The sequence below is a fragment of the Variovorax sp. J31P207 genome, from assembly GCF_030316965.1.
Lineage (GTDB): Bacteria > Pseudomonadota > Gammaproteobacteria > Burkholderiales > Burkholderiaceae_C > Variovorax > Variovorax ginsengisoli_B.
In genome coordinates this window covers 161507-185006 of the sequence record NZ_JASZYN010000003.1, presented here as the reverse complement: position 1 = coordinate 185006, position 23500 = coordinate 161507, and the positions used below count along the sequence as shown (strand labels likewise).

Genomic DNA, 23500 nt, shown 5'->3' with positions numbered 1-23500 from the left:
CTTTCTAGAAAACGAGTTATCGAGAACGAAAAGTTCGGAACGGGCGATGTATGGAGCTATCTGATCTTCAAGTGTTCAGGGCAGTGATCAAGGCCGGCGGCATAGCGCGCGCAGGGGAAGTGCTGCATCGTGCTCAGTCGAGCGTGTCCGCGCGCATTCAGGTGCTGAGCTGGGCGTGGAGCTGTTCACGCGGGAGGGCCTCAAGATGCATCTCTCGCCGTCTGGCCGAATCCTCGCGACCTACGCGGACCGGCTGCTGGATCTGGCCAGCGAGGCCGCGAGTGCGGTTCGGATGGATCGGCCCATCGGCGTGATGCGGCTTGGCGCCATGGAGAGCACGGCGGCGGTGCGCCTGCCGGAGCCGCTCGGTCGATTTCACGAGCGCTACCCGGAGGTCGCGCTGGAGCTCTACTCAGGGAATCCACAGCAGCTGATCGACCAGGTTGTCGATGGCAGTCTCGATGCGGCACTCATCGCGGAACCGGTGACGGACCGCAGGCTGGCGTCGATGGTCATCTATGACGAGGAGCTGGTCATCGTGGCCGAGTCGAAGCACGCCACGATCTCGGGGCCGAAGGACCTGTCTTCGACAACGATACTTGCCTTCCATCCAGGCTGCCCGCATCGCAAGCGACTCGAAGACTGGTTTGCGCGCGCGCACGTAACGCCGGAGCGCATCGTCGAAGTCGCCTCGTACAACCTCATCCTCGGCTGCGTCGCGGTCGGCATGGGCATCGCGCTGTTGCCTCGCAGCGTGCTCCAGGTCTATGCGGAGCGCGATCGGCTGAGCGTTCACAAGCTTCTCTCGACATTCGGGCATGCGAAGACCTGCCTGATCTGGCGCAAGGAGGCGCCTCAGGCGAATGTTCTTGCGCTGTCCTCGGTGCTGCTCGAACAGAGCAGAACTCAGCCTGCGACCAGCGAAGCGAAATCGCAACCAAGGTGAACTCGATCCGATCGGTCACGCGTGCTCTCGAGGGCGTCGAAGCGCCGCCAATGGCCGCTCACACGGGCACCGCATTCGCCACGGCAGGCGGCGGCGCATCAGTGCCTTCGCGCATTCGTCCATCAGCGCCCAGCTGCGGATATCTGCCGCCTATTCTTTGCCCTCATGGGAAAGTCAGGTCCAAACCGAGGATCCTGCCAAGCCCGAAGGTCAGGAGCAAGATGCCCAGGAGCGACAGCGCGAAGATTGCGGCCACCTTGCCGCCCGCGCGCAGCACCGCGCCGCGCTTCTCCGTCCCCTTCTCCTTCTTTCCTCGTTCGTAATGCCACTTGATGGCGAGGAACATGCACGTGACGAACGCGAGAACCTTGAACGTAACAAAGACTATAGGTACCCAATCCATTGTTTCGAGTATTTCCAGGTTATCCCAATACCATCTATCGTGAGCAGCACGACGTCAAATCGTGTCTGTCACCGCGGCTTCTCGTGGCCGCCCGACGCGATAGCCGCTTTGCGCGTGACCGATAGTCTCGCGATAAACGTCTGGTATGCATAGGTTCAGAATCCGTGAATTTCACCATATCAGACGACCTGTGCCCGCAACGCGATATGAGCTCTACGCTGAGGAAGTCACCCAGCAAATTGGCACTGGTCAGCTGAAGGCTGGCGACCGGCTTCCATCGGTGCGAGAAGCAAAACAGGCCCGGACCTTCAGTGCTTCGAGGGTGTTTTCGGCCTTCTACCTGCTGAGCTCCGGCACATGGAAGACTGGCTCGGCCTCTTCATGCAGCCACGCCAATAGCCGTCGAGCCAATCGCTGCGCGCTGCCGGAACGCACTCGGGGACATTCCATGGCTCTCCCGAAACACGCGCGAAAAATGGCTCATGTTCACGAAGCCGTGAGACATGGCAATCTGCGTCAAGGACTCCATCGACCGCGCCGGATTGCTCAGGCTGGCTGTGACGCGTTCCAGTCTTCGTCTGGCGATGTAGTCCGCCAGCGAATCCTCTTCGTTGGCCCACAACCGCTGCAGATGGCGCGTCGACACTCTCATCTCCGCTGCCACCGAGGCGGCGCTCAGTTCGTCGCTGTCGATGTTCCTGTCCACGCAGTACCTCGCCTGCAGAACCAAACGCTCGCGATGTTCCGTTCGCTGAACGCTGCTTTCCTGTAGCGCCTCCTGGGCTGTTGCTCCCAGCAACGACCCCAGTTGCCGCATCGCCGCGTCAGCCGTCTTTGCATTTGCGGTCATCCGTTGCTTCATCAAGGCCAAGACGTAGGCCCTGACGAGCGGGGCCATCCCGCTCTCGCCACTGAAGGTGCGGGCAGCAAGTCGCTTCAGCACGGTCCTGTTGCAGCCCATCTGCTCCACGGGTATCCGGAAGCTGGCGATCTGCATGCCTACAGGAATCTGCAATTCGTAGGGTCTGTCCGCGACGCAAATCGAGAAATCTCCTGGCCTCAGCACCCCTTCGTTGCCAAGTTGGGCGACGTGCATTTCGCCCCGCACAAGGAGATTCAGAACGACAGCATCGGACGGTTCGCTATCGACCGCCCTGACCAAGCGGCGCACCGACATCTTTCCGACGCGAATGGCGTTGGCCGAGCCGGCCGAACACGAAAATCCATCGAGCGTGCAGAGGAGGTCTCGGCCGGCATCAGTCCTGCATTCGAGTTCGACGACCTGCTTGCGGACCACTTCGTTCCAGAACTCGGCGCGATCGGCGGGACGCTCGCGCGATGTGTCGGCGCGTACAAAGATGATGCCGGGCTGCGGTATCTGCACCATTTTGAAACCTCGTGATGGCAAAGGGTGAGGGCAACGACGTCCACGCAACGAGTGTGCCGACAAGTCGGCTGCGGCAAAGCCATTGTTCGCAGTGAGCACAGCCGCGGCGGCGCTGGCATTCGATCATCTCGGCCGTACTTCGTCAACGTTCGGCAAACCTTCTGGAGCCATGCACATGAGCAGTCCCGTCCGCACCCAATACAAGGTCGCCGCCGTGCAGGCAGCGCCTGAGTTCCTGAACCTCGACAAAGGCATCGACAAGTCGATCCGCTTGATCGAAGAGGCAGCCAAGGCCGGCGCCGACCTGATTGCATTCCCGGAGGTTTTCCTGCCGGGATACCCATGGTGGATCTGGCTGGACTCGCCCGCGTGGGGCATGCAGTTCGTGCAACGCCATTTCGAGAATGCACTGGTCGTAGGCAGCCCGCAGTGGCAGCGCCTTTGCGACGCGGCGGCGCACAACGGCATCTTCGTCGTCCTTGGCTTCTGCGAGCGCTCGGGCGGGACGCTCTACATCGCGCAAGCCATCATCGATGACCAGGGCAAGGTGGTCGCGACGCGTCGCAAGCTGAAGCCGACACACGCCGAGCGCACCGTGTACGGCGAGGGCGACGGCAGCGATCTGGCAGTGCATGACACCACGCTCGGCCGCATGGGTGCTCTGTCGTGCGCGGAGCACATCCAGCCGCTTTCCAAGTACGCCATGTTCTCGCAGCACGAGCAGATTCATATCGCGGCTTGGCCCAGCTTCTCGGTTTACCGAGGTGCGGCGTTCCAACTCAGCGCCGAAGCCAACCTCGCGGCGAGCCAGGTCTACGCGCTGGAAGGCGGTTGCTACGTCGTGGCGCCATGTGCCACCGTGTCCAAGGAAATGATGGACATGCTGGCAGACACGCCAGCCAAACGACAGCTGCTGCTGGAAGGTGGAGGCTACGCCCAGATCTTCGGGCCTGATGCCAAGCCCATGTGCGAACCTCTGTCGGAAACCGCCGAAGGTCTGCTCTACGCTGACATCGATCTAGGATTCATCGGCGTGGCCAAGGCCGCCTATGATCCGACCGGCCACTATTCGCGGCCGGACGTGGTACGGCTTCTTTTCAACAAGAAGCCAGCAACTCGGGTTCATGCATTTGATCCCGAGTACACGGAGGTCGGCGGCGTGGACGAGGCGCCCCGCTAGCTGCCGGATCGTCGTTGGGTTGTCTGATGCGCCCACAGCAACCCAGCGGGCAGCCATTGCTGCCTTCCGCACGGCGACGGTCTACGGCTCAGTTCGGCCAGGAGCGGCCGGTCGGCCGCGCCGCAGAACTTGCCAGATACCCAACGTTCGCGGGGCACTCATTAGCGACAGCGGCTCGTCAATCTCGCGGCAGAAGCCACCGCAAGGATCAGACTCACGAAATGACTTCGTCAGCCCGCAAGAGCGCGCTCCGCGGGATGGTCAATCCGATTGTTCTGGCAACCTTCAGATTGACAACGAACTCGAGCTTCGTCGGCTGTTCCAACGGCAGGTCACCGGGCTTTGCGCCGTTGAGTATCTGCGCCGCAATCTCTGCCACGCGACGGAACATCGCTGCGTAGTCAGGGCCATAAGACAGGAGACATCCAAAGCCGCGATAGTCGACCATCACGGGCACCCGATGCGATGCCTCGAAGGCAACCCAGTCGTCTCGTAACTTCGCGTTGATCTGATTCGCAGCCAAGAGTACTCCGTGAGCCTGTTGGCTCCCGATCGATGCCATTGCCGACGAGAAATCTGCAGCCGCGTTGATGTCCAGCGGAATCATTGCGATTCCGAGCGATCGGGCGCTTTCACGGTAGCCCTCGAAAGCCGCGTCGTAACTTGCGCGGCTAACTCCCGACAGCCTTGCGCATTCCGGGCAGCGGGCAAATGCGATCTTGGAGACAGTCGGGACCGCGGCCTTGAACAACTCGATCCGTTTTGGCACGAGGTCGCCAGCGAAGTTCGACATTCCCGTGACCTGCCCGCCCGGATGTGCAAAGCTCGCGATGAGACCCGTACTCAGCGGATCGGTGATGCCCCACGTGACTACTGGAATGTCGCGGCTTGCCTCGACCACGGCACGTGCCGCCGTCGCAGTGCCGGTAACCACCAGGTCGATACCCCTGTCTCGCATCTCAACAGCGAACTCAGCGTAGCGTTCACTCTTTCCCTCCGCGTAGCGCCAATCGATGGTCAGATTCCTGCCTTCCGCAAAGCCGAGCTCAGCCAGTCGGTTGATGAATGCCGCATTGATACGATCATCTTCTGCGGAGTTCTTTGCGGTGAGCCCGAACCAGGCGATGTGATACGTCCGGCCCCGAACCTGGGCCAGCGCCGTGGTCCCAAGGGCGCAAGCGAAGCCAGAGATGATCCGACGACGGTCAATCATGCCCCACCTCCTAGCAGTCTTGAATCCGCCCCCGAATTGGGAGGCGGTGACACTGAATCATGCCAACCCAGCTACCCGCAGGTCAAGGAGAGCAATGGTGCCGGCGGCGAAGGCATTGAGCGTCCTCTGCCAGAGCGGGTCGACCGTCCGCAACGGGCCCACCTGCGCCATCCACGGGTCGCAAGCGACCGGCAGCAACCAGTCTTCAGCAGACATTTCGAAGCCGCCCTCCCCGCGGCTCCGCTCAACTCAGGCCCGACGCGGCACTATTCCCCCAGTCTTCACCCGCACCTCATCAATCGCACCCCTCAACGTCAGAAGATGCCGTTCCATATCAGCATTGAGCACCGTCACCGGCCCCCGCAGTTCAACCGGCTCGATGTGAAATTCATCGATGCCCCTCAGTGGGTAGCGGGGCGACAGGAAGCTCTGCAGGCATTCGTAGGCACGGAACGAATCCTTCAAATCGCAGAACGCGATCTCGACGTCCGAGATGTCTATCTTTTCCGCCTTTGAAGTCGCAGAAATCGATGGAGATTTTGGATCGACGATTGGCACCCGAGACCGCTTCGCAGCGACTGCTCCGGCCTTTACCGACTTGGAGATCTTCGAGGAGTGCGCGAGCGCGCGAGCAGACGTAGCCATTTTTTCGGCCTCCCTAGTGAATGCAGACTTGCCTCACCCGCCGCCTCCAAAATCAAACGAAGGCGGCGGCTCGAACGGGTTGGAAGACCGGGGACATTCTTACGAAAAAACCGGCAGGGCTTGCGCCCTCCCGCCCGAGCCGCCAAAAAGGGGCCGAGCGGCGAGAAGCCGCAGGCCCAAAGGGCAACTGCGGCTTCCGCCATAAGAATGTCATTCGCGGGCTTCCAAACCCGATCACGCCGTTGCCGACGCGACTCGCGCAGTATGCCGACGCTCTTGCCGCAGATGCACGCATTCAAGCACCGACTAGATCCGAACTTTCGCCCGAATTTTCGGCACCCACCTTCCGCTCCATCAACTGGCAGGCATCGCCCTAACCAGCAGCCGCCAAAGCTGCTCATCAAAGTCCCGGTCCACCGCCGCCTGCCCCGTGCGCACGACGACAAGCTTGCGGCTCGGCACGACAAACAGTTTGCGGTCCAGCGCGCCCATCGCAGCCACCATGTCCGTGGGAGCAGCCGCGACCAACGGACCGGGCCGACGCCGCGCATTGGCGCCCACACCCACGGTTTCAGCGCCACCGTTGAGCCACCAAAGCCGTCCATAGGAAGGATTCGTCTTCGTCGGCACGAAAAGCGCATCGACCTGCGCCTTGGAGATCACGCGCGCGCCCGCATCAGTTACTCCGCCATTCAACACGACCTGCCCCATGCGGGCGATGTCCCCCGGCGTCGTCACCAGGCCAGTCGGGTTGCCGACATCCGCTATCAACGCCGGCCGCTTTCGCCAAGCCGTGTCATTCATGCCGGCGGGGCGCGCGAGCCAGGCTTGCGTGATCTCGGCCAGCGGCTGCTTCGCCGCCGCTTCGAGCACCGGTTTCATCACCGCGTAGCCCGGCGTGTTGTAGAAGAACTTCGTGTCCGGCGCCGCGTCGAATCCCAGGTCTTCCTTCAACCCCGAATTCATCTCCATCAGGTTGCGCACGGCAATCGCGGCCTCCTGCTGCGGCGTCGCCTTCGACCAGCCAGCGCCGATGTACGACGACACGGGCCGCGACACATCCAGCAAACCCTTGTCGACCGCGATGCCGGCGAGGATCGCGACGAAGCTCTTCTGCTGCGAGGCGACGTCCTCCAGCGTTGCGCCATCCGCCACCGTGCCGTGCACGAAGGCGGCGCGGAATCCCCTGGCATTCGCGGCTGGCGGCCAGAGTTTCTCGGCGATGAGCTTGTCGTCCTGGATGATGACCAGGCCGGTCGACTTCTGGCGGGCGACATAGTCGATCAGCGCGTCCAGCGCCGCGGCGTTCCAGCCCGCGGCGACGGGTTCGACGCGGGCCGGCTCGGCGCGTGGCGCGCCGGCCGGCATCGCGATGGCGCACAGCGTGGCCAGCGCCACCGCGCAGAGGGCCGCCAGCGATCTGCGCACGGCGCCGCTCGCCCTCAAGCCAGCTTGAAAGGCAGCTCCCGCACCGACTTCCCCGTGATCGCCGCCACCGCATTCGCGAACGCCGGCGCCAACGGCGGCAAGCCCGGCTCGCCCATCCCCGTAGGCGCATCCGCACTGGGGACAGTGAACACCGCGATCTGCGGCATGTCCGTCATCCGCGGCACCACGAAGTCGCCGAAGTTGCTCTGCTGCACCACGCCGTCCTTCAAGGTGATCGCCGCGCCCGGCAGGCACATCGACAGCGCCATCACCGCGCCGCCCTGCACCTGCGCCTCGACGCTCTTCGGGTTGACCACCAGGTTGCAGTGCACGCCCGCCGTCACGTTGTGCAGCGTGGGCGTGCCGTCCTTCACCGAGGCTTCGACCACATAGGCCACCACCGAGTCGAAAGACTCGTGCACCGCCACGCCCCAGGCCCGGCCGGCTTCGAGCTTCTTCTTGCCGTAGCCGGACTTGTCGACCGCCAGCTGCAGCGCCGCCTTGTGGCGCGGGTGCTTGTCGCCGATGAGCTTCATGCGGTAGGCGACCGGGTCCTGCTTGGTGGTGCGCGCGATCTCGTCGAGCAGCGTCTCCATGACGAAGGCCGTGTGGGTCGAGCCCACGCTGCGCCACCACAGCACCGGCACGTTGAGCTTGGGGTGGTGCACCGTGAGCCGCATCGGCAGCGCGTACGGCTCCTTCATGCCCTCGACCGCGGTGGCGTCGATGCCGTCCTTGACCATCATCGGCTCGAACATGCTGCCCATCAGCAGCGACTGGCCGACGATGACGTGGTCCCAGCCCGTGACGTTGCCCTGCGCGTCGAAGCCGATCTTGGCAGTGTGCAGGTGCATCGGGCGGTAGTAGCCGCCCTTGATGTCGTCCTCGCGGCTCCACAAGGTGCGGATCGGCGCCTTGATGCCCGCCGCCTGCGCGGCCTTGACCACGCCGCAGGCCTCGACCACGAAGTCGCTGGTCAAGAGGCCGCGCCGGCCGAAGCCGCCGCCCGCCATCTGCACGTTGACCTTGACGTTCTCGGGCGGCACGCCCAGCACCTTGGCGGCCGCCATGCCGTCGATGCCCGGCATCTGCGTGCCGGTCCACACGACCGCCTTGCCGCCGACCAGGTGGACGGTGCAGTTGAGCGGCTCCATCGGCGCATGCGCCAGGTAGGGGAAGACGAACTCGGCATCGATCTTGTGCGGCGCGCCGGCGATCTTCGAGACGTCGGCGTCGTACTTGCGCGCGCCGGGCTTGGTGGCGAGCTCGCGGTACTGCACCAGCTGCTTCTCGCTGTCGACCTTCTCGACGCCGCTCGCGTCCCATTCGATCTTCAGCGCATCGCGGCCCCGCTTGGCGGGCCAGTAGCCATCGGCGACCACGGCCACGCCTTCGGCGCCGCGGTCGAGCGGCACGCGCAGCACGGCCCTGACGCCCTTGATCGCCTTCGCGGCGCTGTCGTCCACCGACTTGAGCTTGGAGCCGAACACCGGCGGATGCGCCACCACGGCGGTCAGCATGCCGGGCAGCTTCATGTCGATGCCGTAGTCCTGGTGGCCGCTGGACTTGGCCTTCGCATCGAGCCGGCCGGTGGGCTTGCCGATGAGGCGGAAGTCCTTCGGGTCCTTGAGCTTGACCGTCTCGGGCACCGGCTGCTTCATCGCCGCTTCGGCCAGCTCGCCGTAGCCGAGCTTCTTGCCCAAGGGGCTGATGACGAAGCCGTCGCGCGTCTGCAGCGAGGCCGGGGCGAGCTTCCACTGGGCCGCCGCCGCGCCGACCAGCATGGCGCGCATGCGGGCGCCGAGTTCGCGGTACTGGGTGTACGAGTTCTTGATCGAGCCCGAGCCGCCCGTGATGTGCATGCCGAAAGCGGGGTCGACGTAGGCCGGGTCGTTGCTGCCGTGCACGCTCTTGACCTTCGACCAGTCGGCGTCGAGTTCTTCGGCCAGGATCATCGGCAGGCCGGTCTGCACGCCCTGCCCGAAGTCGAGCCGGTTGATGGTGATGGTGGTGGTGCCGTCGCGGTCGATGTGCACGAAGGCAGCCGGCTGCTGCAGCGGCTTCAGGCCTGCGGCGGCCTTGGCGGGTGCTGCTGCAGCAGCGCTCTTGCTGTCGTCCTGCGCCAGCACGGCCGCCGGAAAGACGCCGAGCGCGAAGCCGCCCGCCGCCGTGAGCTTGAGGAAGCTGCGGCGCGGGAGGCCCTGGGGTTCGGCTTGTTCATCGTCGCGCGTGGTCATCAGCGCGCGAAGGTTGGCGGGCAGCTCGAAGGTGGTTGGGTCGAAGTTCATGGTGGTGATCCCCTTGTCCTTCAAGCCAGTGCCTTGGCGGCGTCGGCGACCGCGGCGCGGATGCGCGCGTAGGTGCCGCAGCGGCAGATGTTGCCGGCCATCGCCGAATCGATGTCGGCATCGCTGGGCAGCTTGCCCGGCGCGACCGTCTTGAGGAAAGCCGTGGCCGACATGATCTGCCCGCTTTGACAGTAGCCGCACTGCGCCACGTCATGCTTGACCCAGGCGGCGCTCACGGCCTTGCCGACCTTGTCGCTGCCGTCGGTGACGGCCTCGATGGTGGTGATCTTCTGGCCCGCCGCGGCCGAGATCGGCGTGATGCACGAGCGGATCGCCTGGCCGTTGAGGTGCACCGTGCAGGCCCCGCACAGCGCCGCGCCGCAGCCGAACTTGGTGCCGGTCATGCCCAGCGTGTCGCGCAAGGCCCAGAGGATGGGGGTGGAGGGGTCGGCGTCGACCTGCCGGTCCTTGCCGTTGATGCTGAGGGTGGTCATGGTGGGGTTCTCTTCTTTTGGGTGAACAAATGTTCGGCTAAACGATAGACCTGTAGCTGGGGCGGGTCAAGAGGTTTCAGGCTTTGATGCCGTCCCAGCAGAGGCCGAAGGCCATCGCCAGGTTGGCTTCGGTGCGCTGGAGGGCGCCCGAGCGAAGCAGGTTGGCGGTCTCGCGCACCGAGCCGCCGAAGCTGTTGATGAGCAGCACGGTCGGCACGTCTTTCAGGATCTGCTGCGACTTGGCGGCCTCGATCAGGTCGATCCAGCCCTTGATGAGCCGAGCCGAGAGGTTGCGGCTCTCTTCGCTGAACCAGGGGGAGTTGTAGTACTGCTCGATGAAGACGACCTGCGCATAGTGCGTGAGGCGGTGCTCGAGCCAGTTCATCCACATGTGCTGGAAGCGGCTGCGAAACGGCGCCTTCGGGTCGTCGCCGTGCATGAGACTGGCGGTGGTCGAGGTCTTGGCCTGCTCGTAGAGCGCGACCATCAGATCTTCCTTCGACTTGAAGTAGACGTACAGCGTGCCCGTGGCCAGGCCCGCCTCGCGCGCGATGGCCGCCATGGTGAGGCCGCTCAGGCCGGTCTGCTCGACCAGCGTGAAGGTGGCCTCGGCGATGGCGCGGAGCTTTTCTTCGTCCTTGGGTTTCACGGGGGCGATCTTAGTGCTTTATGGCGTTTTGGTGAATGATTATTCACTCAAAGGGTAACAATGGGCACCGCCTGCCAGAGCCACAATCGACGCCGAATTCGTCGAAAGGAACCGCATGGCGATGTCGAACGAAGCGGTGGTCGTCAGCCAGGCCGTCGATGCCCCGGCCGACGTGGTCTACGCCTTCGCCCGCCAGATGGACAAGCTGCCGCTCTGGGCATCCGGCCTGGCCAAGGGCATCGCTCAGCGCGGCGGCGAATGGTTCGCCGACTCGCCGATGGGCGAGGTCAAGGTGGCGATGGCGCCCGTCAATGCCTTCGGCGTGCTCGACCATGACGTCACGCTGCCGAACGGCGTCAGCGTCCACAACGCGTTCCGGGTCACGCCCTGCGGCGACGGCAGCCTGCTGAGTTTCGTGGTCATTCGGCCGGCGGACGCCACCCTGCAGAGCTTCGAGGCGGACATCGCGCATGTGCGCCGGGACCTCGCCGCGTTGAAGCAACTGGTCGAGCGGCAGCACCCATGACCGCCTCGATCCGGATCACCACCCAGCGGCTGCAGCTTCGCGAATGGAAGGAGTCCGATCGCGAGCCGTACGCCGAGATGAACGCGGACCCGATGGTCATGCGCTTCTTCGCCAGCGTGATGACGCGCGAGGCCAGCGATCGCGAGCTGGACGGCTGGCAGGCCGGCTTCGACGCCCGGGGCTGGGGCAACTGGGCGGTGGAGACGCGCGAGTCCTTGGGTTTCATCGGCTTCATCGGCCTGTCAATATCGCGCCGGGCCCTGCCCTTCATGCCGTGCGTGGAACTCGGCTATCGCCTGGCCCGGTCGCATTGGGGCAAGGGCTACGCCACCGAGGGTGCCAAGGCGGCGCTGCACGTGGCCTTCGAGCAGCTTCGGCTCGAAGAGATCGTGTCGTTCACGCCGCTGGTCAACCTGCCCTCGCGCGCGTTGATGGAGCGCGTCGGCATGACCACCCACGCCGACGAGGATTTCGACCACCCCAATCCGGCCTTGCCGGAGGGCGAGTTGAAGCGGATGTGCCTGTACCGGCTCGGCCGCGAGACCTGGCTGCGCAACCAGCCGGCTTGAGGCTGCCGGATGCCGGCGCTTCAATTCGGAATGTTCGGCTCGACCAACTGGGCCAGCGATACGAGCGATTCCTGCCAGCCCAGGTAGCACATCTCGACGGGAATCATCTCGGGGATGCCTTCCTGCACGATCGCCACGTCAGTGCCGCAGGACACGGCGGTGAGGGTCACGGTGGTCTTCATGGTGCCCGGCAGGTTGGGGTCGTCGAAGCTCGCGTCGTAGGCGATGCGCTGGCCGGGCACGAGTTCGAGGTACTTGCCGCCGAACGAGTGGCTGTGGCCGCTGCCAAAGGTGGTGAAAGACATGCGCCAGGCGCCGCCGACCACGGGCTCCATGCTGTGGACTTCGCCGGTGAAGCCGAAGGGCGGCAGCCAGCGCTCGAAAGCCTTGGGTTCGACGAAGGCGCGGTAGACCCGCTCGGGCGGGGTGCGCAGCACGCGGTGCAGACGGACGGTGTTGGTAGCCATGGTTGCGTTCTCCTGGATGTGCAGAGGATGACCCTCGATGGGTACGTCGGACGAGCCTGCGGAAAATCGACATGGCGCAGGACCCGGGAAAACCCGAAACGGCAGGCTGGCTACCTCTTGAGCTTGTCGCGCAGGGCCTTCGACAGCGCAGACGCCGCGACAGAAAGGCGCGCGACAGCGGACTGATAAACCACACCGTCCTCTCGCTTGTCGACGGCCACGACGGTCACCAGCAAGTGGTCGTCCTCGACCGAATAGACCAAGCGCACCCCTTGCTGTCGGAGCTTGATCTTGTAGCAGCCGGCGAGCGGCCCGTGCAACTCTCCGCCAGGAACATGGGGGTTGTCGAGTCGCTTGGCGAGCAGTTTCTTGAGGTTCGCCTGAACGGAGCCATCGAGCTTGCGCCACTCGTCCAGGGCCTCCGGCATGAAGCGAAGCTTGTATTTGTGCTTCGACTTCCCCTCAGAGGTCGTCAATGTCGACCTCGACGGCGCGCGACTTCTCGGCCAAGCGGCTGATCGCCTTGCGGTACAGATCCTGGTCGGCGAGCTCCTCCATCATGGCCTCGAACAGACGGGGTTCGACCATGTAGAACGCGGCGCGATTGTGGTTGAGCACTGCCACGGGACGGTTGTTCGCCTCCCTGAGAACCGCAGCCGGATTCTTCTTGAACTCGGACATGCTCACGGCGACATCGGCAAGGATCACTTCCATAAATAGCTCCGTATTTGGAGCTATTTATAGCTCCGTACAAGACCTTGGTCAAGCACAGCGGGCTCGGGACGCGACGTCTGACGTTCGGTTTTCCCGAAAGCCAGCATCGCCATCCGACGGCTACCCCAAACGATCCGCCGACCCCACACTTCGTACATCTGTTCAATCCACCTCGCCAATCAAAGGATCCACCATGAACCGTCTCGAAGGAAAAGTCGCCCTCATCACCGGCGCCAGCGCTGGCATCGGCCATGCCACCGCCAAGCTCTTCGCGGCCGAAGGCGCCCGGCTGGTCGTCGGCGCACGCCGGGCGGCCGAGCTCGACCAGCTGGTGGCCGAGATCCGCGCCGCCGGCGGACAGGCCGTCGCGCTCGCCGGCGACGTGCGCTCGGAAGACTACGCACGCGCCCTGGTCGCGCTGGCCGTGTCGACCTACGGCCGACTCGACGTCGCCTTCAACAACGCCGGCACCCTGGGCGAAGGCGGTCCCAGCACCGGCGTCAGCGAAGCCGGCTGGACCGACACCCTGGCGATCAACCTGACCGGCGCCTTCCTCGGCGCCAAGCACCAGGTCGCGCAGATGCTGGAGAACGGCGGCGGGTCGGTGATCTTCACCTCGACCTTCGTCGGCCACAGCTTCGCCTTCCCCGGCGTGGCCGCCTATGCGGCAAGCAAGGCGGGCCTGATCGGTCTCACCCAGGCGCTGGCCGCCGAGTACGGCCCGCAAGGCGTTCGCGTCAATGCGATCCTGCCGGGCGCGGTCGACACCGACATGTACCGCACGATGAACGACACCAAGGAGTCGCAGTCCTTCATCACCAACCTGCACGCGCTCAAGCGCGTCGCGCGGCCCGAGGAGCTGGCGCGCTCGGTGCTGTACCTGGCCTCGGACGACTCTTCCTTCGTCACCGGCACCGCATCGCTGGTCGACGGCGGTGCCTCCATCACCCGCACCTGAAGCAGCGAATGCGGCTCCTTGGCGCCCGGCCAGCAGGAAAGACTAAAGTGCTTGCCGTGCGTCACAACAAGGACCCTGGGCATGGTGAAGCTGGATGGCATGGCCACCTTCGTGGCGGTCGCGGAGTCTGGCTCCATCAGCGAAGCATCGCGGCGACTGAACTTCTCCAAGTCGGTCGTCAGCGAGCGCCTGGCCGACCTTGAGAAAGAGCTCGGCGTCCGGCTGCTGCATCGCTCGACCCGCAAGCTCACGCTCACCGAAGACGGCGCCACCTTCCTGGCGCGGGCCTCGGCCATCATGCGCGAGATCGAGGAGGCCACCGCCGAGCTGGCGCAGCGGCGCGGCACGCTGGTCGGGCCCCTCCGGATTTCCGCGCCGGTCACCTTCGGGCGCATGCATCTCGGTCCGGCGCTCTATCCGTTCATCGCGGCCCATCCGGGCGTCGAGCTGACGCTCGAACTCGACGACCGGAGAGTCGATGCCGCATCGGACGGCTACGACGGCGTGGTCCGCAACGGGCCCCTGACCGATTCGCGCCTGGTGGCCTGGACGCTGGCCCGCAGCCGCCGCGCGCTGGTCGCCTCGCCGGACTACCTGGCGCAGCACGGCCGGCCATCGAGCGCCGAGGACCTGCAGCGCCATCGCGGCGTCTTCTATACGAACCGCGGCGCGGCCGACTGGCAGTTCCGCCGCGATGGCGAGCTGGTGTCGGTGCGCGCCTCGCGCGCCCTGCGCGTGAACAACGGCGACATGATGCGCGACGCCTGCGAGGCCGGCCTGGGCATCGCGCTGCTGCCCACCTTCATCGTCGGCGAGTCGCTGCGTGCCGGCAGGCTGGCGGCCATCGACATCGGCCTGCCGTCGGAGGAAGAGTTCCTGTACGTGGCGCATCCGGAAGGGCGCTCGCCCTCGGCCAAGCTGCGGGCCATGACGGATGCGCTGAAGGCCGCTTTCGGGGATCCACCGTATTGGGATTCGGACGGCTGACGGCCGCCAGGGCGGCGCCTACTGCAGCTGCCGCACGATATCCAGCGCCTCTTCGATCCGCTCCACCGCATGGATCGTCAGGCCCTCGATCTCCTTCGTGCCCTTGCGCGGCGCATTGGCCTTGGGCACCACCGCCACGCTGAAGCCCAGCTTGGCCGCCTCGCGCAGGCGCTCCTGTCCGCGCGGCGCCGGCCGGACCTCGCCGGCCAGGCCCACCTCGCCGAAGGCGATGAAGCCCTTGGGCAGCGGCTTGCCGCGCAGGCTGGACGTGATCGCGAGCATCACGGCGAGGTCGGCCGCGGGTTCGCTGATGCGAACCCCGCCGACCGCGTTGACGAACACGTCCTGGTCCATGCAGGCCACGCCCGCATGCCGGTGCAGCACCGCCAGCAGCATCGCCAGCCGGTCGCGGTCCAGGCCGACCGACAGCCGCCGCGGACTCGGCCCGCCGTTGTCGACCAGCGCCTGGATCTCGACCAGCATCGGCCGGGTTCCCTCCAGCGTGACCAGCACGACGCTGCCAGGCACCGGCTCGGCGTGCTGGCTCAGGAAGATCGCGCTCGGGTTGGCCACGCCCTTCAGGCCGCGCTCGGTCATCGCGAAGACGCCGATCTCGTTGACCGCGCCGAAGCGGTTCTTGATGGCGCGCACCAGCCGGAAGCTCGAATGCGTGTCGCCCTCGAAGTACAGCACCGTGTCGACCATGTGCTCCAGCACGCGCGGCCCGGCCAGCGCGCCCTCCTTGGTGACGTGGCCCACCAGCACGATGGCGGTGCCACTGGCCTTGGCGAAGCGCGTGAGGTGCGCGGCGCATTCGCGCACCTGCGCCACCGAGCCCGGGGCCGAGGTGAGCTGGTCGGAGTAGACGGTCTGGATCGAGTCAATCACCGCGATCGCCGGGCGGTGCGCGTCCAGCGTGGCGATGATCTTCTCCAGCTGGATCTCGGCCAGCACCTGCACCTGCGAATGGTCGAGGCCGAGCCGGCGCGAGCGCAGCGCCACCTGTGCGCCGCTCTCCTCGCCCGTGACGTAGAGCGCGTTGCGCCCGGCGTGCTGCAGCGCGTCGACCGCCTGCAGCAGCAGGGTCGACTTGCCGATGCCGGGGTCGCCGCCGATCAAGGTCACGCCGCCGTCGACGATGCCGCCGCCCAGCACGCGGTCGAGCTCGTCGATGCCGGTGGGCGTGCGGGCGATGTCGGTGGCTTCGATCTCGGACAGGGTCGCGAGTTCGGCCGAGCCGGCCAGCGAGGAGAACTGGGTGCCGAAGCGGTTGTTGGCCGGAGCGCCCGGGGCGGGGCCGACCTGTTCGATCAATGTGTTCCAGGCGCCGCAGCTCGGGCATTTGCCGAGCCACTTGGGGCTGGTGCCGCCGCATTCGTTGCAGACGAAGAGGGTTTTTTCCTTGGCCATGGGGGGTGAGTGTAGGGATGCGTCGCGGGCGCTCCGGGCAGACAATGCGGGCGGACTTGCAAGGAGCCCGACATGACCCCGACCCTGACGCTCGTGATCTACATGGCCATCCTGACCTGGCTCGCCCTGCTCGTGGCCAGCCTCATCCGGGTCAAGGGCTGGACGCCTTCGGGCACCCTGCTCGCGCTGGGCAACCGCGAGAACCTGCCCGCGGCCACGCCGATCGCTGGGCGTGCCGAGCGCGCGGCCCGCAACATGCTCGAGAACTTCGTGCTGTTCGCCGCCATCGCGCTGGTGGCGCATGCGGCGGGCGCGACCAGTCCGAAGGTGGCGACGGGCGCGCAGATCTTCTTCTGGGCCCGGGTGCTGTACCTGCCGGTCTACTGCGCCGGCATCACCTATCTGCGCACGGCGATCTGGGTGGTCAGCGTCGTGGGGCTGGCGATGATGGTCCTGGGCCTGCTTTGACCCGCAACCGCCCGGCAGCGGCTCAGCCCTGCCTGCGCCGCCCGCCGCGGTCCCCGTGGCGCGGAATCCAGTAGCCCAGCGTCGCCGCCGCGGCCAGGGCCATCAGCCCGACCACCGCGATCCCCGAAGCCAGCGACAGGCTGGCGGCCAGGAAGGACAGCAGCGCCGGGCCGCAGGATGAGCCGATGTCGGACATCAGCCGCCACACGCCCAGGAAGTGCGCGCGCCCGTGGCGTGGCGAGTGGTCGGCGCCGACGGTCATGATGATCCCCGAGCCGATGCCGTTGCCGAAGCCGATGGCCAGCGCCGCGCACAGCAGCGTCAAGGCGCCGGTGGTCAGGGGCATCAGCAGCATCGCCAGCCCCATGATCAGCATCGACGGCACCGCCACCCAGACCCGGCCCTTCAGGTCCATCACCTTGCCGGCCGGGTAGAACACCAGCATGTCGATGCCGCCGGCCAGCCCGTAGATCAGCGAGGCCACCGAGGGCGCCAGCGCCAGGTGGTCGGCCCACAGCGGGATCACGGCCTGGCGCGATGCGCGCACGGCGCTGATCAGCACCACGCCGATGCCGAGGGTCAGGAAGACGTGCTTGTGGTCGCGCAGGGTCGAGGCGATGGTCGGCGCGGCCGCCGGCGCATGCCCGGGCGGCAGCGGCGGCGCCTCGAGATCCGGAATGCGCGCACCGACGATGGCCGCCCCCATGGCGCCGACGATGCCGACGACATAGGCCGCCTGCAGGCCGAAGCCATGCACCGCCGCTGCCGCCAGGAAGGGGCCGATGAACATGCCGATGCGCATCACGCCACCCAAGGTCGACAGCGCGCGCGCACGGTAGGCGATGGGCACGGCCTCGGTCATGTAGCTCTGGCGCGCCAGGTTGTAGATCGCCTGCGACATGCCGACCATGAAGCAGCCGGCCCCGAACAGGACCAGGTGCGAGGTGCCGAGGCACAGCGCCATGCCGAGCGCGCTCCAGACGCCAGCCGCGACGATGGCCCAGCGCTCGCCCCAGCGCATCGTGATGAGCGAGGCCGGGATGTTGTTGAGCAGCGAGCCGATGCCGATCAGCGCGACCATCAGCGCCGCCATCGGGACGGAGGCGCCCAGGTCGCGCGCCGTGAGCGGCACGATCGGCAGGATGGCGCCCTCGCCGATGCCGAACAGCAGCGACGGCCCGAAGGCCGGGACGGCGATGCGACGCAGGGAGAACGAGGACGACGAGGCAGGCGAAACGGCGGACGGGGATGGCATGCGCGGAGGGGTTCGGGTGGGTGGCCCCGGCCCGCGCGGGCGGACAAAGGCGCGGCCATTGTCTCGCCGATGGCGGATGTCTGCTGGGCTGGGGGCACTGCCGGCCGGCCACGTTGACGTCGCGGTCCACGGCACCCTAGCATCGGCCAGCAACGCCCACGGCGGTGCGAAAGGGGACCGCCGATGACCTCCGCCTCATCCACCTTCGTCGCCAACGACGCCGATGCGTACGAAAAGCTCATGGGCCGCTGGAGCCGCCAGCTGGCACTGCCCTTCCTGGATTTCGTCGGCAGCGCCGATGGCGAGCGCGTGCTCGACGTCGGCTGCGGCACCGGCCACCTGGCCTTCGCGGTGACCCGCCGCACCGGCGCCGGCGAGGTGCGGGGCATCGACCTGGCCGAGCCCTACATCGCCCATGCCCGGCGCCACAACCAGGACCCGCGCATCGTCTTCGAGGTCGGCGACGCCTGCGCGCTGCCCTACCCGGACCGGCACTTCGACCGCGTGCTGTCGCTGCTGGTGCTGCACTTCGTTCCGGACACGGCCAAGGCGATTGCCGAGATGCGGCGGGTCGCCAAGCCGGGGGCGGTGGTCGGAGCGGCGGTGTGGGACGCGCGCGGCGGCTTCGTCTCGAACCGCATGTTCTTCGACACCGCGGCCGCGCTGGACCCGGCAGGGAGGGAACGCCGCGCCAGCAGCTACACGCGGCCGATGACGCGGCCCGGCGAACTGGCCAAGGCATGGCGCGAGGCCGGGCTGAAATCCGTCGCCGAGACATCGCTCTCGATTCGCATGGAGTTCGCGTCCTTCGCGGACTACTGGACGCCCTTCGAAGGCCGGGACGGCCCGGTTGCCGAGTACCTGTCGACGCTGGACCCGGAGCAACACGTCCGGCTGCGAGAGGCGGTCGAGTCGGCCTACCTCGACGGCGAGGCCGATGGCCCGCGCTCCTATGCGGCGCTGGCCTGGGCGGTCAAGGGCCAGGCGCCCGCCTGAGGGTCGGTCAGCCGGCGTTCTTCAGCGACTGCTTGGCCTTGTCGGCCGAGGCCTTCGAGCGGTTCTTGTGATAGCCCGACTTGACGTTGTTGACCGCCTTGCCGACCGGGCCGCTCTTCTCGGCCTCGCTGTCCGCGCGCTTCTCGTCGATCTTGTGCTTGGCCGCGTCGGTCGCCTCCGAGGCGGCCTTGCCGACCTGGGCGCTGGCGGTCAGGACGGCGAGGGAGGCGGCGAGTGCGAACAGCATCTTCTTCATTGGATCTTCCGGGTTGTGTGGTGAAGACCGATGGTTCCATGCGGCCGGGCGAGGATGCGTCAGCGCTTGCCGCGCTGGAGGTCGCCAAGGCGCCGACAGCGCGTGTCAGGTTTTGGCGCGTGCGCCGCCTAGATCAGCACCCGCCTCAACGACCGGACGCGCTGCCACACTTGCGCCGGCGTACAGGTCAGACCCATGACCTGCACGCACCGCTCCAGCCATCCAGCGCGTTCACCCATGCGGTCGATCGCGCGCTGCAGGTCGCGGCGGATCGCATCGCCGTAAGCGCCCTCGGCCTTTGCGACCGCGCGGCGCAGCAGCGGCAAGGCGGGCTTCATCATCGCGAGGTCGATCAGGTCGCGGCTGAATACGCCATCGTCGGCCCAGCGGTCGGAGTTGGCGAGCAGCTTGGTGGCGCCCATGTCCAGCGACGTGAGCGTGGGCACGCCGCACAATTCGTCGGCCCGGCCGGGTCGCTCCAGTGCGATTCGGGCCTCGAACACGACCTCGAACTTGATCGGCTGGCCCTCGACCAGCAGACGGGTGCGGATGCCGTATTGATCGGCGCGCAACTCGCCGGGCTGTACGTCCGAAGTCGCATCGGCCCGCGTGATGGCCTTCCATCCGTTAACGCCAGTCATGGCTTGTCGCAGCTCGCGGTACGCCGCCAGGTCCGACACCAGGAAATCGATGTCCAGCGATTCGCGGTACTCGCCGAAACGCAGCGCGATCGCAGTGCCACCGCCGAACAGGCAGCCCCGTTGGCGCAGCAGCGACCCGTCGAGCGTCTGGAGCACCCGTCCAATGCGGCGATGGTGCGGTCGTTCAAACAATGGGATGACTCCCGAGCGCCGATCGCAAAGACTCGACCAGATCCCTCTCGTCGGCGGACAGCGCTGCCGGGTCCAGGTGGCGCCAGTTGCGTTCGTAGATGCCCAGAGCTTCGCGCGGCGTGAGCTCCTGCGGACCGTGGACCTGCCACGCGAGTTGCCGGAGCCAGGGGTAGTCGGCAATGCGGATGCGCGCGGGCAGCCAGCCCGGGCGATGCGCTTCGGCGGACTGCTGCGGCAGCCCCGCCGTCAGTTGGAGGCCGAGCGCCGCCAGCACCCGGAGGTAGGCACCGATGGTGACCGCGGACTCGCCCTTCTCGATGCGGTGCAGCGTCACGCGCGACAACCCGGCGGCCTCGGCTGCGGCCACCGCGCTGACTTTCAGATCCTTGCGCCGGTGGCGTACGGCGGCGGCGATGGCGGCGAGGTCGGCGGCGGATCGAGGGGTGAGTTCCGGACCGTGAGCAGGCATAAGTGTTTCTCATTTTTGGCAAATTCTATGTTTTGTCAAGAATACGAAACGTTTTTCTTGCATCGCAGCCCAGCGGGTTTACCCCTAGCTCAGCGCGCTTGACCCAACTATTTAATATATTAAATAATCCACTCCAACATGGACATGCGCAGCACCGCCTTCTCCCACCGCAACCTGCCGCGCCTGCTGCTGCAGGCGCGCGAGGCGGTCATGGGCCACACGCGGCCGAGCCTGCGCGAGCATGCGCTGTCCGACCAGCAGTGGCGCGTGCTGCGGGTGCTGGGCGAACACGGCGCGGTCGAGACCGGCCGGGTGGCGCGCGAGGCCTTCATCCTCGGACCGAGCCTGACCGGCGTGCTGGCGCGCATGGAGCGCGACGGCCTCATCGCGCGCAGCCGCGACCCCGAGGACCAGCGCCGTACCGTGGTCGAGGCCACGGCCCGCGGCCACCAGCTCGTGACGCAGCTCTCGACCAGCATCGAGGCGCATTACGCGTGGATGGAAGAGGCGATGGGCAAGAAGAAGCTGGCCCAGCTCTACGAGCTCCTCGACGAATTGATTGCATTGGAACAACCATGAGCTATTTGCCATCCGGCACCGTCTACGGCGTGCTGCTGAACTTCCGCGCGGAGTTCGACGCACTCGCGCCGCAGATGAACCAGCCGCCCTACAAGGCCCCACCGAAGGCCCCCGTGCTCTACGTCAAGACCGCCAACACCTGGAGCCCGCACGGCAGCGCGATCACCGTGCCGGCGCAGGTCGATGCGGTCGAGGTCGGCGCCACGGTCGCGATGGTGATCGGCGTCGACAACGACGTCGAAGGCTTCGTGCTGATGAACGACCTGTCGATCCCGCATGCGAGCTTCTTCCGCCCGCCGGTCAAGTTCAAGTGCGTCGACGGCTTCCTGGGCATCGGCGCGGCGATGCGCGATGCGCAGGAGGTGGCCGACCCGGCGCAGTTCAGGCTCGAGGTGCGCATCAACGGCGAGCTGAAGCAGTCGATCGACTTCTCGCAGACGGTGCGCAGCGCCGAGCAGCTGCTGGCCGATGTCGGCGAGTTCATGACGCTCGCCCACGGCGAGGTGCTGATGCTCGGCTGCGACGCCGGCCGTCCGCTGGCACGCCCCGGCGACCGCATCGAGATCAGCGCGCCGGGCTTCGAGACCCTGGCCAACACCCTCGTGAAGGAGCAGGCATGAAGCACGCGCGCATCTTGTTCGAGAACGCGGTGCATGACGCCGTGGAAGACGGCGGCCGCCTGCGGCTGGCCGATGGCCGCCAGGTCGAGGCCGATGCCGTGTCATGGCTGCCGCCGCTCAAGCCCGTGCCGCGCCCGCGCACCATCCTCGCGCTGGGCCTCAACTACGCCGACCACGCCAAGGAGCTGGAGTTCAAGGCGCCCGAGGAGCCGCTGGTCTTCGTCAAGGGCGAGAGCACGCTCACCGGCCACCGCCAGCTCACCTACCGGCCGTCGGAGGTGCAGTTCATGCACTACGAATGCGAGCTGGTGATCGTGGTCGGCAAGACCGCGAAGAAGGTCCGGCGCGACGACGCCTACGACTTCATCGGCGGCTACACGGTGGCCAACGACTACGCGATCCGCGACTACCTCGAGAACTGGTACCGCCCCAACCTGCGCGTGAAGAACCGCGACACCTGCACGCCGATCGGCCCCTGGCTGGTCGACGCCAAGGACGTCGCCGACCCGATGGCGCTGGCGCTCAGCACCACGGTCAACGGCAAGCTCACGCAGTCGGGCAACACCAAGGACATGATCTTCGACGCACCCTTCCTGATCGAGTACTTCAGCGCTTTCATGACCCTGCAGCCCGGCGACCTGATCCTGACCGGCACGCCCGATGGCGTGGTCGACTGCCGCCCGGGCGACGTCATCGTGACCGAGATCGCGCAGATCGGCGCGCTGGTCAACACCATCGCCGCGGCCTGAGCGGCACAGCAAACGGAGACAAGATGAAGAAGATGATCAAGCTCGCGACCGCGATGGTCGCGCTGGCCGCATCGGTGGTGGCGCTCGACGCGCCGGCGCAAGGCTATCCGGCCAAGCCGGTCCGCTGGGTGGTCGGCTATCCGGCCGGCGGCGGCACCGACTTCCTGGCGCGCACCGCCGGCGCCCAGCTGTCGCAGCAGATCGGCCAGCCGGTGCTGGTCGACAACCGCCCCGGCGCCGCCGCCATCATCGCTTCCGAGAACGTGGCGCGCTCGCCCGGCGACGGCTACACCGTGTTCTCGGCCGACAACGGCGTGCTGGTCTACAACCCGGTCCTCTACAAGAAGCTGCCCTACGACAGCGAGAAGGACTTCGTCGCGCTCGGCATGATGGGGCGCTCGCCGCTCATCATCACGGCCGCGCCGGGCGCGGGCTTCGCCGACGCCAAGGCGCTGATCGCCGCGCTCAAGAAGGCGCCGGGCAAGTACAGCATCGCGACGCCCGGCGCCGGCAGCCCGCACCACCTGGCGCTCGAACTGTTCCAGCGCGAGGCGGGCGTCTCGTTGCTGCACGTGCCCTACAAGGGCGGCGCCCCGGCGCTGCAAGATCTGATGGGCGGCCAGGTGCCGTTGATGATGCTCGACCTGCCGAGCGGCATCAGCGCCGTCAAGGCCGGCAAGGTGGTGCCGCTGCTCGCGATGTCGGGCGAGCGGGTGCCGCAGCTGCCGCAGGTGCCGACCGCGAAGGAACTCGGCTTCGCCGAGGTCGAGGCCTACACCTGGCAAGGCCTGGTGGCACCGGCCGCGACACCGAAGGACATCCAGCTGAAGCTCGGCACCGACCTGCTGAAGGCCATGAACGACCCCACCGTGCGCCAGAAGCTGTTCGACGCCGGCTGGGAAGCCCGCCCCACCGACGCCGCCGACATGAACCGCTACGTGCAATCGGAGCGCAAGAAGTGGCAGGCGCTGATCGCTTCGCGCGAGATCCGAATCGACTGACCCTGAAAGA

At 66.6% G+C, this 23500-nt stretch carries 29 protein-coding genes and 1 pseudogene; 13 read left to right on the top strand and 17 right to left on the bottom strand.

Translation table 11 applies throughout. The features are described from left to right. Positions 1-50: 50 nt before the first annotated feature. Together QTI68_RS11995 and QTI68_RS11990 are read left to right on the top strand one after the other, a co-directional pair. Positions 51-116: pseudogene (locus tag QTI68_RS11995) on the top strand (hypothetical protein); the annotation flags it as partial. 59 nt (positions 117-175) lie between these two features. Then, positions 176-946 carry a LysR substrate-binding domain-containing protein gene (locus QTI68_RS11990; RefSeq protein WP_286521770.1) on the top strand — a complete coding sequence of 257 codons (771 nt, stop codon included), beginning with the start codon at positions 176-178 and terminating at the stop codon, positions 944-946. A 163-nt stretch (positions 947-1109) separates the two neighbouring features. Here the strand turns inward: QTI68_RS11990 and QTI68_RS11985 are convergent, their stop codons facing one another. Together QTI68_RS11985 and QTI68_RS11980 are read right to left on the bottom strand one after the other, a co-directional pair. Further along, positions 1110-1349 carry a hypothetical protein gene (locus QTI68_RS11985; protein ID WP_286521769.1) on the bottom strand — a complete coding sequence of 80 codons (240 nt, stop codon included), beginning with the start codon at positions 1347-1349 and terminating at the stop codon, positions 1110-1112. A gap of 379 nt (positions 1350-1728) precedes the next feature. Further along, the gene (locus QTI68_RS11980; protein ID WP_286521768.1) at positions 1729-2736 is read right to left on the bottom strand and encodes a helix-turn-helix domain-containing protein; all 1008 of its coding nucleotides are present in this window, start codon (positions 2734-2736) and stop codon (positions 1729-1731) included. Between the two features lie 175 nt (positions 2737-2911). Between QTI68_RS11980 and QTI68_RS11975 the strand changes: the two genes are divergently transcribed. Continuing rightward, positions 2912-3916 (top strand): carbon-nitrogen hydrolase family protein, encoded by a 1005-nt coding sequence (locus QTI68_RS11975; RefSeq protein ID WP_286521767.1) that lies wholly within the window; start codon positions 2912-2914, stop codon positions 3914-3916. 214 nt (positions 3917-4130) lie between these two features. Here QTI68_RS11975 and QTI68_RS11970 read toward each other — a convergent pair whose 3' ends face one another. From QTI68_RS11970 to QTI68_RS11940, 7 genes are all read right to left on the bottom strand, one after another. Then, positions 4131-5129, bottom strand: coding sequence for an ABC transporter substrate-binding protein (locus tag QTI68_RS11970; RefSeq protein WP_286521766.1), 999 nt, complete (start codon positions 5127-5129; stop codon positions 4131-4133). Between the two features lie 57 nt (positions 5130-5186). After that, the gene (locus QTI68_RS11965; protein ID WP_286521765.1) at positions 5187-5345 is read right to left on the bottom strand and encodes a hypothetical protein; all 159 of its coding nucleotides are present in this window, start codon (positions 5343-5345) and stop codon (positions 5187-5189) included. A 33-nt stretch (positions 5346-5378) separates the two neighbouring features. Then, complete coding sequence (locus QTI68_RS11960) at positions 5379-5687, bottom strand: hypothetical protein (RefSeq protein ID WP_286521764.1); 309 nt, start codon at positions 5685-5687, stop codon at positions 5379-5381. Positions 5688-6128: 441 nt separating this feature from the next. After that, positions 6129-7202 carry a serine hydrolase domain-containing protein gene (locus QTI68_RS11955; protein ID WP_286521763.1) on the bottom strand — a complete coding sequence of 358 codons (1074 nt, stop codon included), beginning with the start codon at positions 7200-7202 and terminating at the stop codon, positions 6129-6131. 14 nt (positions 7203-7216) lie between these two features. After that, positions 7217-9490, bottom strand: a complete 2274-nt coding sequence (locus tag QTI68_RS11950; RefSeq protein ID WP_503011659.1) for a xanthine dehydrogenase family protein molybdopterin-binding subunit — start codon at positions 9488-9490, stop codon at positions 7217-7219. A gap of 20 nt (positions 9491-9510) precedes the next feature. Next, on the bottom strand, positions 9511-9984 hold the full coding sequence (locus tag QTI68_RS11945) for a (2Fe-2S)-binding protein (protein WP_286521762.1): 474 nt from the start codon (positions 9982-9984) through the stop codon (positions 9511-9513). Positions 9985-10060: 76 nt separating this feature from the next. Further along, positions 10061-10633 (bottom strand): TetR/AcrR family transcriptional regulator, encoded by a 573-nt coding sequence (locus QTI68_RS11940; protein ID WP_286521761.1) that lies wholly within the window; start codon positions 10631-10633, stop codon positions 10061-10063. Between the two features lie 115 nt (positions 10634-10748). Between QTI68_RS11940 and QTI68_RS11935 the strand changes: the two genes are divergently transcribed. After that, complete coding sequence (locus tag QTI68_RS11935; protein WP_286521760.1) at positions 10749-11159, top strand: SRPBCC family protein; 411 nt, start codon at positions 10749-10751, stop codon at positions 11157-11159. Beyond that, complete coding sequence (locus QTI68_RS11930) at positions 11156-11728, top strand: GNAT family N-acetyltransferase (RefSeq protein WP_286521759.1); 573 nt, start codon at positions 11156-11158, stop codon at positions 11726-11728. The genes QTI68_RS11935 and QTI68_RS11930 overlap by 4 nt, the downstream gene beginning before the upstream one ends. Before the next feature lie 20 nt (positions 11729-11748). Here the strand turns inward: QTI68_RS11930 and QTI68_RS11925 are convergent, their stop codons facing one another. The 3 genes from QTI68_RS11925 to QTI68_RS11915 all read right to left on the bottom strand — a co-directional run bounded on the left by QTI68_RS11925 (position 11749) and on the right by QTI68_RS11915 (position 12909). After that, positions 11749-12195: an SRPBCC family protein gene (locus tag QTI68_RS11925; RefSeq protein ID WP_286521758.1), complete on the bottom strand. Its 447-nt coding sequence runs from the start codon at positions 12193-12195 to the stop codon at positions 11749-11751. A gap of 110 nt (positions 12196-12305) precedes the next feature. After that, a complete protein-coding gene (locus QTI68_RS11920; RefSeq protein WP_286521757.1) occupies positions 12306-12623 on the bottom strand; it encodes a type II toxin-antitoxin system RelE family toxin in 318 nt (105 codons plus the stop codon). 34 nt (positions 12624-12657) lie between these two features. Further along, a complete protein-coding gene (locus QTI68_RS11915; RefSeq protein WP_286521756.1) occupies positions 12658-12909 on the bottom strand; it encodes a type II toxin-antitoxin system Phd/YefM family antitoxin in 252 nt (83 codons plus the stop codon). Positions 12910-13102: 193 nt separating this feature from the next. Here QTI68_RS11915 and QTI68_RS11910 point away from each other — a divergent pair, with 193 nt between their 5' ends. Continuing rightward, positions 13103-13867, top strand: coding sequence for an SDR family oxidoreductase (locus QTI68_RS11910; RefSeq protein ID WP_286521755.1), 765 nt, complete (start codon positions 13103-13105; stop codon positions 13865-13867). Between the two features lie 81 nt (positions 13868-13948). Further along, positions 13949-14854, top strand: coding sequence for a LysR family transcriptional regulator (locus QTI68_RS11905; RefSeq protein WP_286521754.1), 906 nt, complete (start codon positions 13949-13951; stop codon positions 14852-14854). Between the two features lie 18 nt (positions 14855-14872). Here the strand turns inward: QTI68_RS11905 and radA are convergent, their stop codons facing one another. After that, complete coding sequence (radA, locus tag QTI68_RS11900; protein WP_286521753.1) at positions 14873-16264, bottom strand: DNA repair protein RadA; 1392 nt, start codon at positions 16262-16264, stop codon at positions 14873-14875. A gap of 72 nt (positions 16265-16336) precedes the next feature. Here radA and QTI68_RS11895 point away from each other — a divergent pair, with 72 nt between their 5' ends. Further along, the gene (locus QTI68_RS11895; RefSeq protein ID WP_286521752.1) at positions 16337-16732 is read left to right on the top strand and encodes an MAPEG family protein; all 396 of its coding nucleotides are present in this window, start codon (positions 16337-16339) and stop codon (positions 16730-16732) included. A gap of 22 nt (positions 16733-16754) precedes the next feature. Here QTI68_RS11895 and QTI68_RS11890 read toward each other — a convergent pair whose 3' ends face one another. Next, a complete protein-coding gene (locus tag QTI68_RS11890; protein ID WP_286521751.1) occupies positions 16755-17987 on the bottom strand; it encodes an MFS transporter in 1233 nt (410 codons plus the stop codon). A 183-nt stretch (positions 17988-18170) separates the two neighbouring features. Between QTI68_RS11890 and QTI68_RS11885 the strand changes: the two genes are divergently transcribed. Continuing rightward, positions 18171-18983 carry a class I SAM-dependent methyltransferase gene (locus QTI68_RS11885; RefSeq protein ID WP_286521750.1) on the top strand — a complete coding sequence of 271 codons (813 nt, stop codon included), beginning with the start codon at positions 18171-18173 and terminating at the stop codon, positions 18981-18983. Between the two features lie 7 nt (positions 18984-18990). Here the strand turns inward: QTI68_RS11885 and QTI68_RS11880 are convergent, their stop codons facing one another. The 3 genes from QTI68_RS11880 to QTI68_RS11870 form a co-directional block, all read right to left on the bottom strand. Then, the gene (locus QTI68_RS11880; protein WP_286521749.1) at positions 18991-19239 is read right to left on the bottom strand and encodes a hypothetical protein; all 249 of its coding nucleotides are present in this window, start codon (positions 19237-19239) and stop codon (positions 18991-18993) included. A 128-nt stretch (positions 19240-19367) separates the two neighbouring features. After that, positions 19368-20072 carry a nucleotidyl transferase AbiEii/AbiGii toxin family protein gene (locus QTI68_RS11875; RefSeq protein WP_286521748.1) on the bottom strand — a complete coding sequence of 235 codons (705 nt, stop codon included), beginning with the start codon at positions 20070-20072 and terminating at the stop codon, positions 19368-19370. After that, positions 20065-20541, bottom strand: a complete 477-nt coding sequence (locus QTI68_RS11870) for a helix-turn-helix domain-containing protein (RefSeq protein WP_286521747.1) — start codon at positions 20539-20541, stop codon at positions 20065-20067. Before QTI68_RS11870 ends, QTI68_RS11875 begins: the two co-directional genes overlap by 8 nt. A gap of 144 nt (positions 20542-20685) precedes the next feature. Here QTI68_RS11870 and hpaR point away from each other — a divergent pair, with 144 nt between their 5' ends. From hpaR to QTI68_RS11850, 4 genes are read left to right on the top strand one after another with little or no spacing between them, the layout of a single operon-like run. Then, entirely contained in the window at positions 20686-21120 is a 435-nt protein-coding gene (hpaR, locus tag QTI68_RS11865; RefSeq protein ID WP_286521746.1) for a homoprotocatechuate degradation operon regulator HpaR, read from the top strand. Further along, positions 21117-21740: a fumarylacetoacetate hydrolase family protein gene (locus tag QTI68_RS11860; protein ID WP_286521745.1), complete on the top strand. Its 624-nt coding sequence runs from the start codon at positions 21117-21119 to the stop codon at positions 21738-21740. Before hpaR ends, QTI68_RS11860 begins: the two co-directional genes overlap by 4 nt. Next, positions 21737-22489, top strand: coding sequence for a fumarylacetoacetate hydrolase family protein (locus tag QTI68_RS11855; protein WP_286521744.1), 753 nt, complete (start codon positions 21737-21739; stop codon positions 22487-22489). The genes QTI68_RS11860 and QTI68_RS11855 overlap by 4 nt, the downstream gene beginning before the upstream one ends. Before the next feature lie 23 nt (positions 22490-22512). Then, on the top strand, positions 22513-23490 hold the full coding sequence (locus QTI68_RS11850; RefSeq protein WP_286521743.1) for a Bug family tripartite tricarboxylate transporter substrate binding protein: 978 nt from the start codon (positions 22513-22515) through the stop codon (positions 23488-23490). Positions 23491-23500: the final 10 nt, after the last annotated feature.

Bases quoted from the DNA above. Each gene is read 5' to 3' on its own strand.
- QTI68_RS11945 (WP_286521762.1), bottom strand. From the start codon at position 9,984: ATGACCACCCTCAGCATCAACGGCAAGGACCGGCAGGTCGACGCCGAC.
- QTI68_RS11860 (WP_286521745.1), top strand. From the start codon at position 21,117: ATGAGCTATTTGCCATCCGGCACCGTCTACGGCGTGCTGCTGAACTTC.
- QTI68_RS11850 (WP_286521743.1), top strand. From the start codon at position 22,513: ATGAAGAAGATGATCAAGCTCGCGACCGCGATGGTCGCGCTGGCCGCA.
- QTI68_RS11905 (WP_286521754.1), top strand. From the start codon at position 13,949: ATGGTGAAGCTGGATGGCATGGCCACCTTCGTGGCGGTCGCGGAGTCT.
- QTI68_RS11935 (WP_286521760.1), top strand. From the start codon at position 10,749: ATGGCGATGTCGAACGAAGCGGTGGTCGTCAGCCAGGCCGTCGATGCC.
- QTI68_RS11930 (WP_286521759.1), top strand. From the start codon at position 11,156: ATGACCGCCTCGATCCGGATCACCACCCAGCGGCTGCAGCTTCGCGAA.
- hpaR (WP_286521746.1), top strand. From the start codon at position 20,686: ATGCGCAGCACCGCCTTCTCCCACCGCAACCTGCCGCGCCTGCTGCTG.
- QTI68_RS11885 (WP_286521750.1), top strand. From the start codon at position 18,171: ATGACCTCCGCCTCATCCACCTTCGTCGCCAACGACGCCGATGCGTAC.
- QTI68_RS11985 (WP_286521769.1), bottom strand. From the start codon at position 1,349: ATGGATTGGGTACCTATAGTCTTTGTTACGTTCAAGGTTCTCGCGTTC.
- QTI68_RS11910 (WP_286521755.1), top strand. From the start codon at position 13,103: ATGAACCGTCTCGAAGGAAAAGTCGCCCTCATCACCGGCGCCAGCGCT.
- QTI68_RS11890 (WP_286521751.1), bottom strand. From the start codon at position 17,987: ATGCCATCCCCGTCCGCCGTTTCGCCTGCCTCGTCGTCCTCGTTCTCC.
- QTI68_RS11920 (WP_286521757.1), bottom strand. From the start codon at position 12,623: ATGCCGGAGGCCCTGGACGAGTGGCGCAAGCTCGATGGCTCCGTTCAG.
- QTI68_RS11970 (WP_286521766.1), bottom strand. From the start codon at position 5,129: ATGATTGACCGTCGTCGGATCATCTCTGGCTTCGCTTGCGCCCTTGGG.
- QTI68_RS11855 (WP_286521744.1), top strand. From the start codon at position 21,737: ATGAAGCACGCGCGCATCTTGTTCGAGAACGCGGTGCATGACGCCGTG.
- QTI68_RS11870 (WP_286521747.1), bottom strand. From the start codon at position 20,541: ATGCCTGCTCACGGTCCGGAACTCACCCCTCGATCCGCCGCCGACCTC.
- QTI68_RS11980 (WP_286521768.1), bottom strand. From the start codon at position 2,736: ATGGTGCAGATACCGCAGCCCGGCATCATCTTTGTACGCGCCGACACA.
- QTI68_RS11880 (WP_286521749.1), bottom strand. From the start codon at position 19,239: ATGAAGAAGATGCTGTTCGCACTCGCCGCCTCCCTCGCCGTCCTGACC.
- QTI68_RS11965 (WP_286521765.1), bottom strand. From the start codon at position 5,345: ATGTCTGCTGAAGACTGGTTGCTGCCGGTCGCTTGCGACCCGTGGATG.
- QTI68_RS11925 (WP_286521758.1), bottom strand. From the start codon at position 12,195: ATGGCTACCAACACCGTCCGTCTGCACCGCGTGCTGCGCACCCCGCCC.
- radA (WP_286521753.1), bottom strand. From the start codon at position 16,264: ATGGCCAAGGAAAAAACCCTCTTCGTCTGCAACGAATGCGGCGGCACC.
- QTI68_RS11895 (WP_286521752.1), top strand. From the start codon at position 16,337: ATGACCCCGACCCTGACGCTCGTGATCTACATGGCCATCCTGACCTGG.
- QTI68_RS11950 (WP_503011659.1), bottom strand. From the start codon at position 9,490: ATGAACTTCGACCCAACCACCTTCGAGCTGCCCGCCAACCTTCGCGCG.
- QTI68_RS11915 (WP_286521756.1), bottom strand. From the start codon at position 12,909: ATGGAAGTGATCCTTGCCGATGTCGCCGTGAGCATGTCCGAGTTCAAG.
- QTI68_RS11975 (WP_286521767.1), top strand. From the start codon at position 2,912: ATGAGCAGTCCCGTCCGCACCCAATACAAGGTCGCCGCCGTGCAGGCA.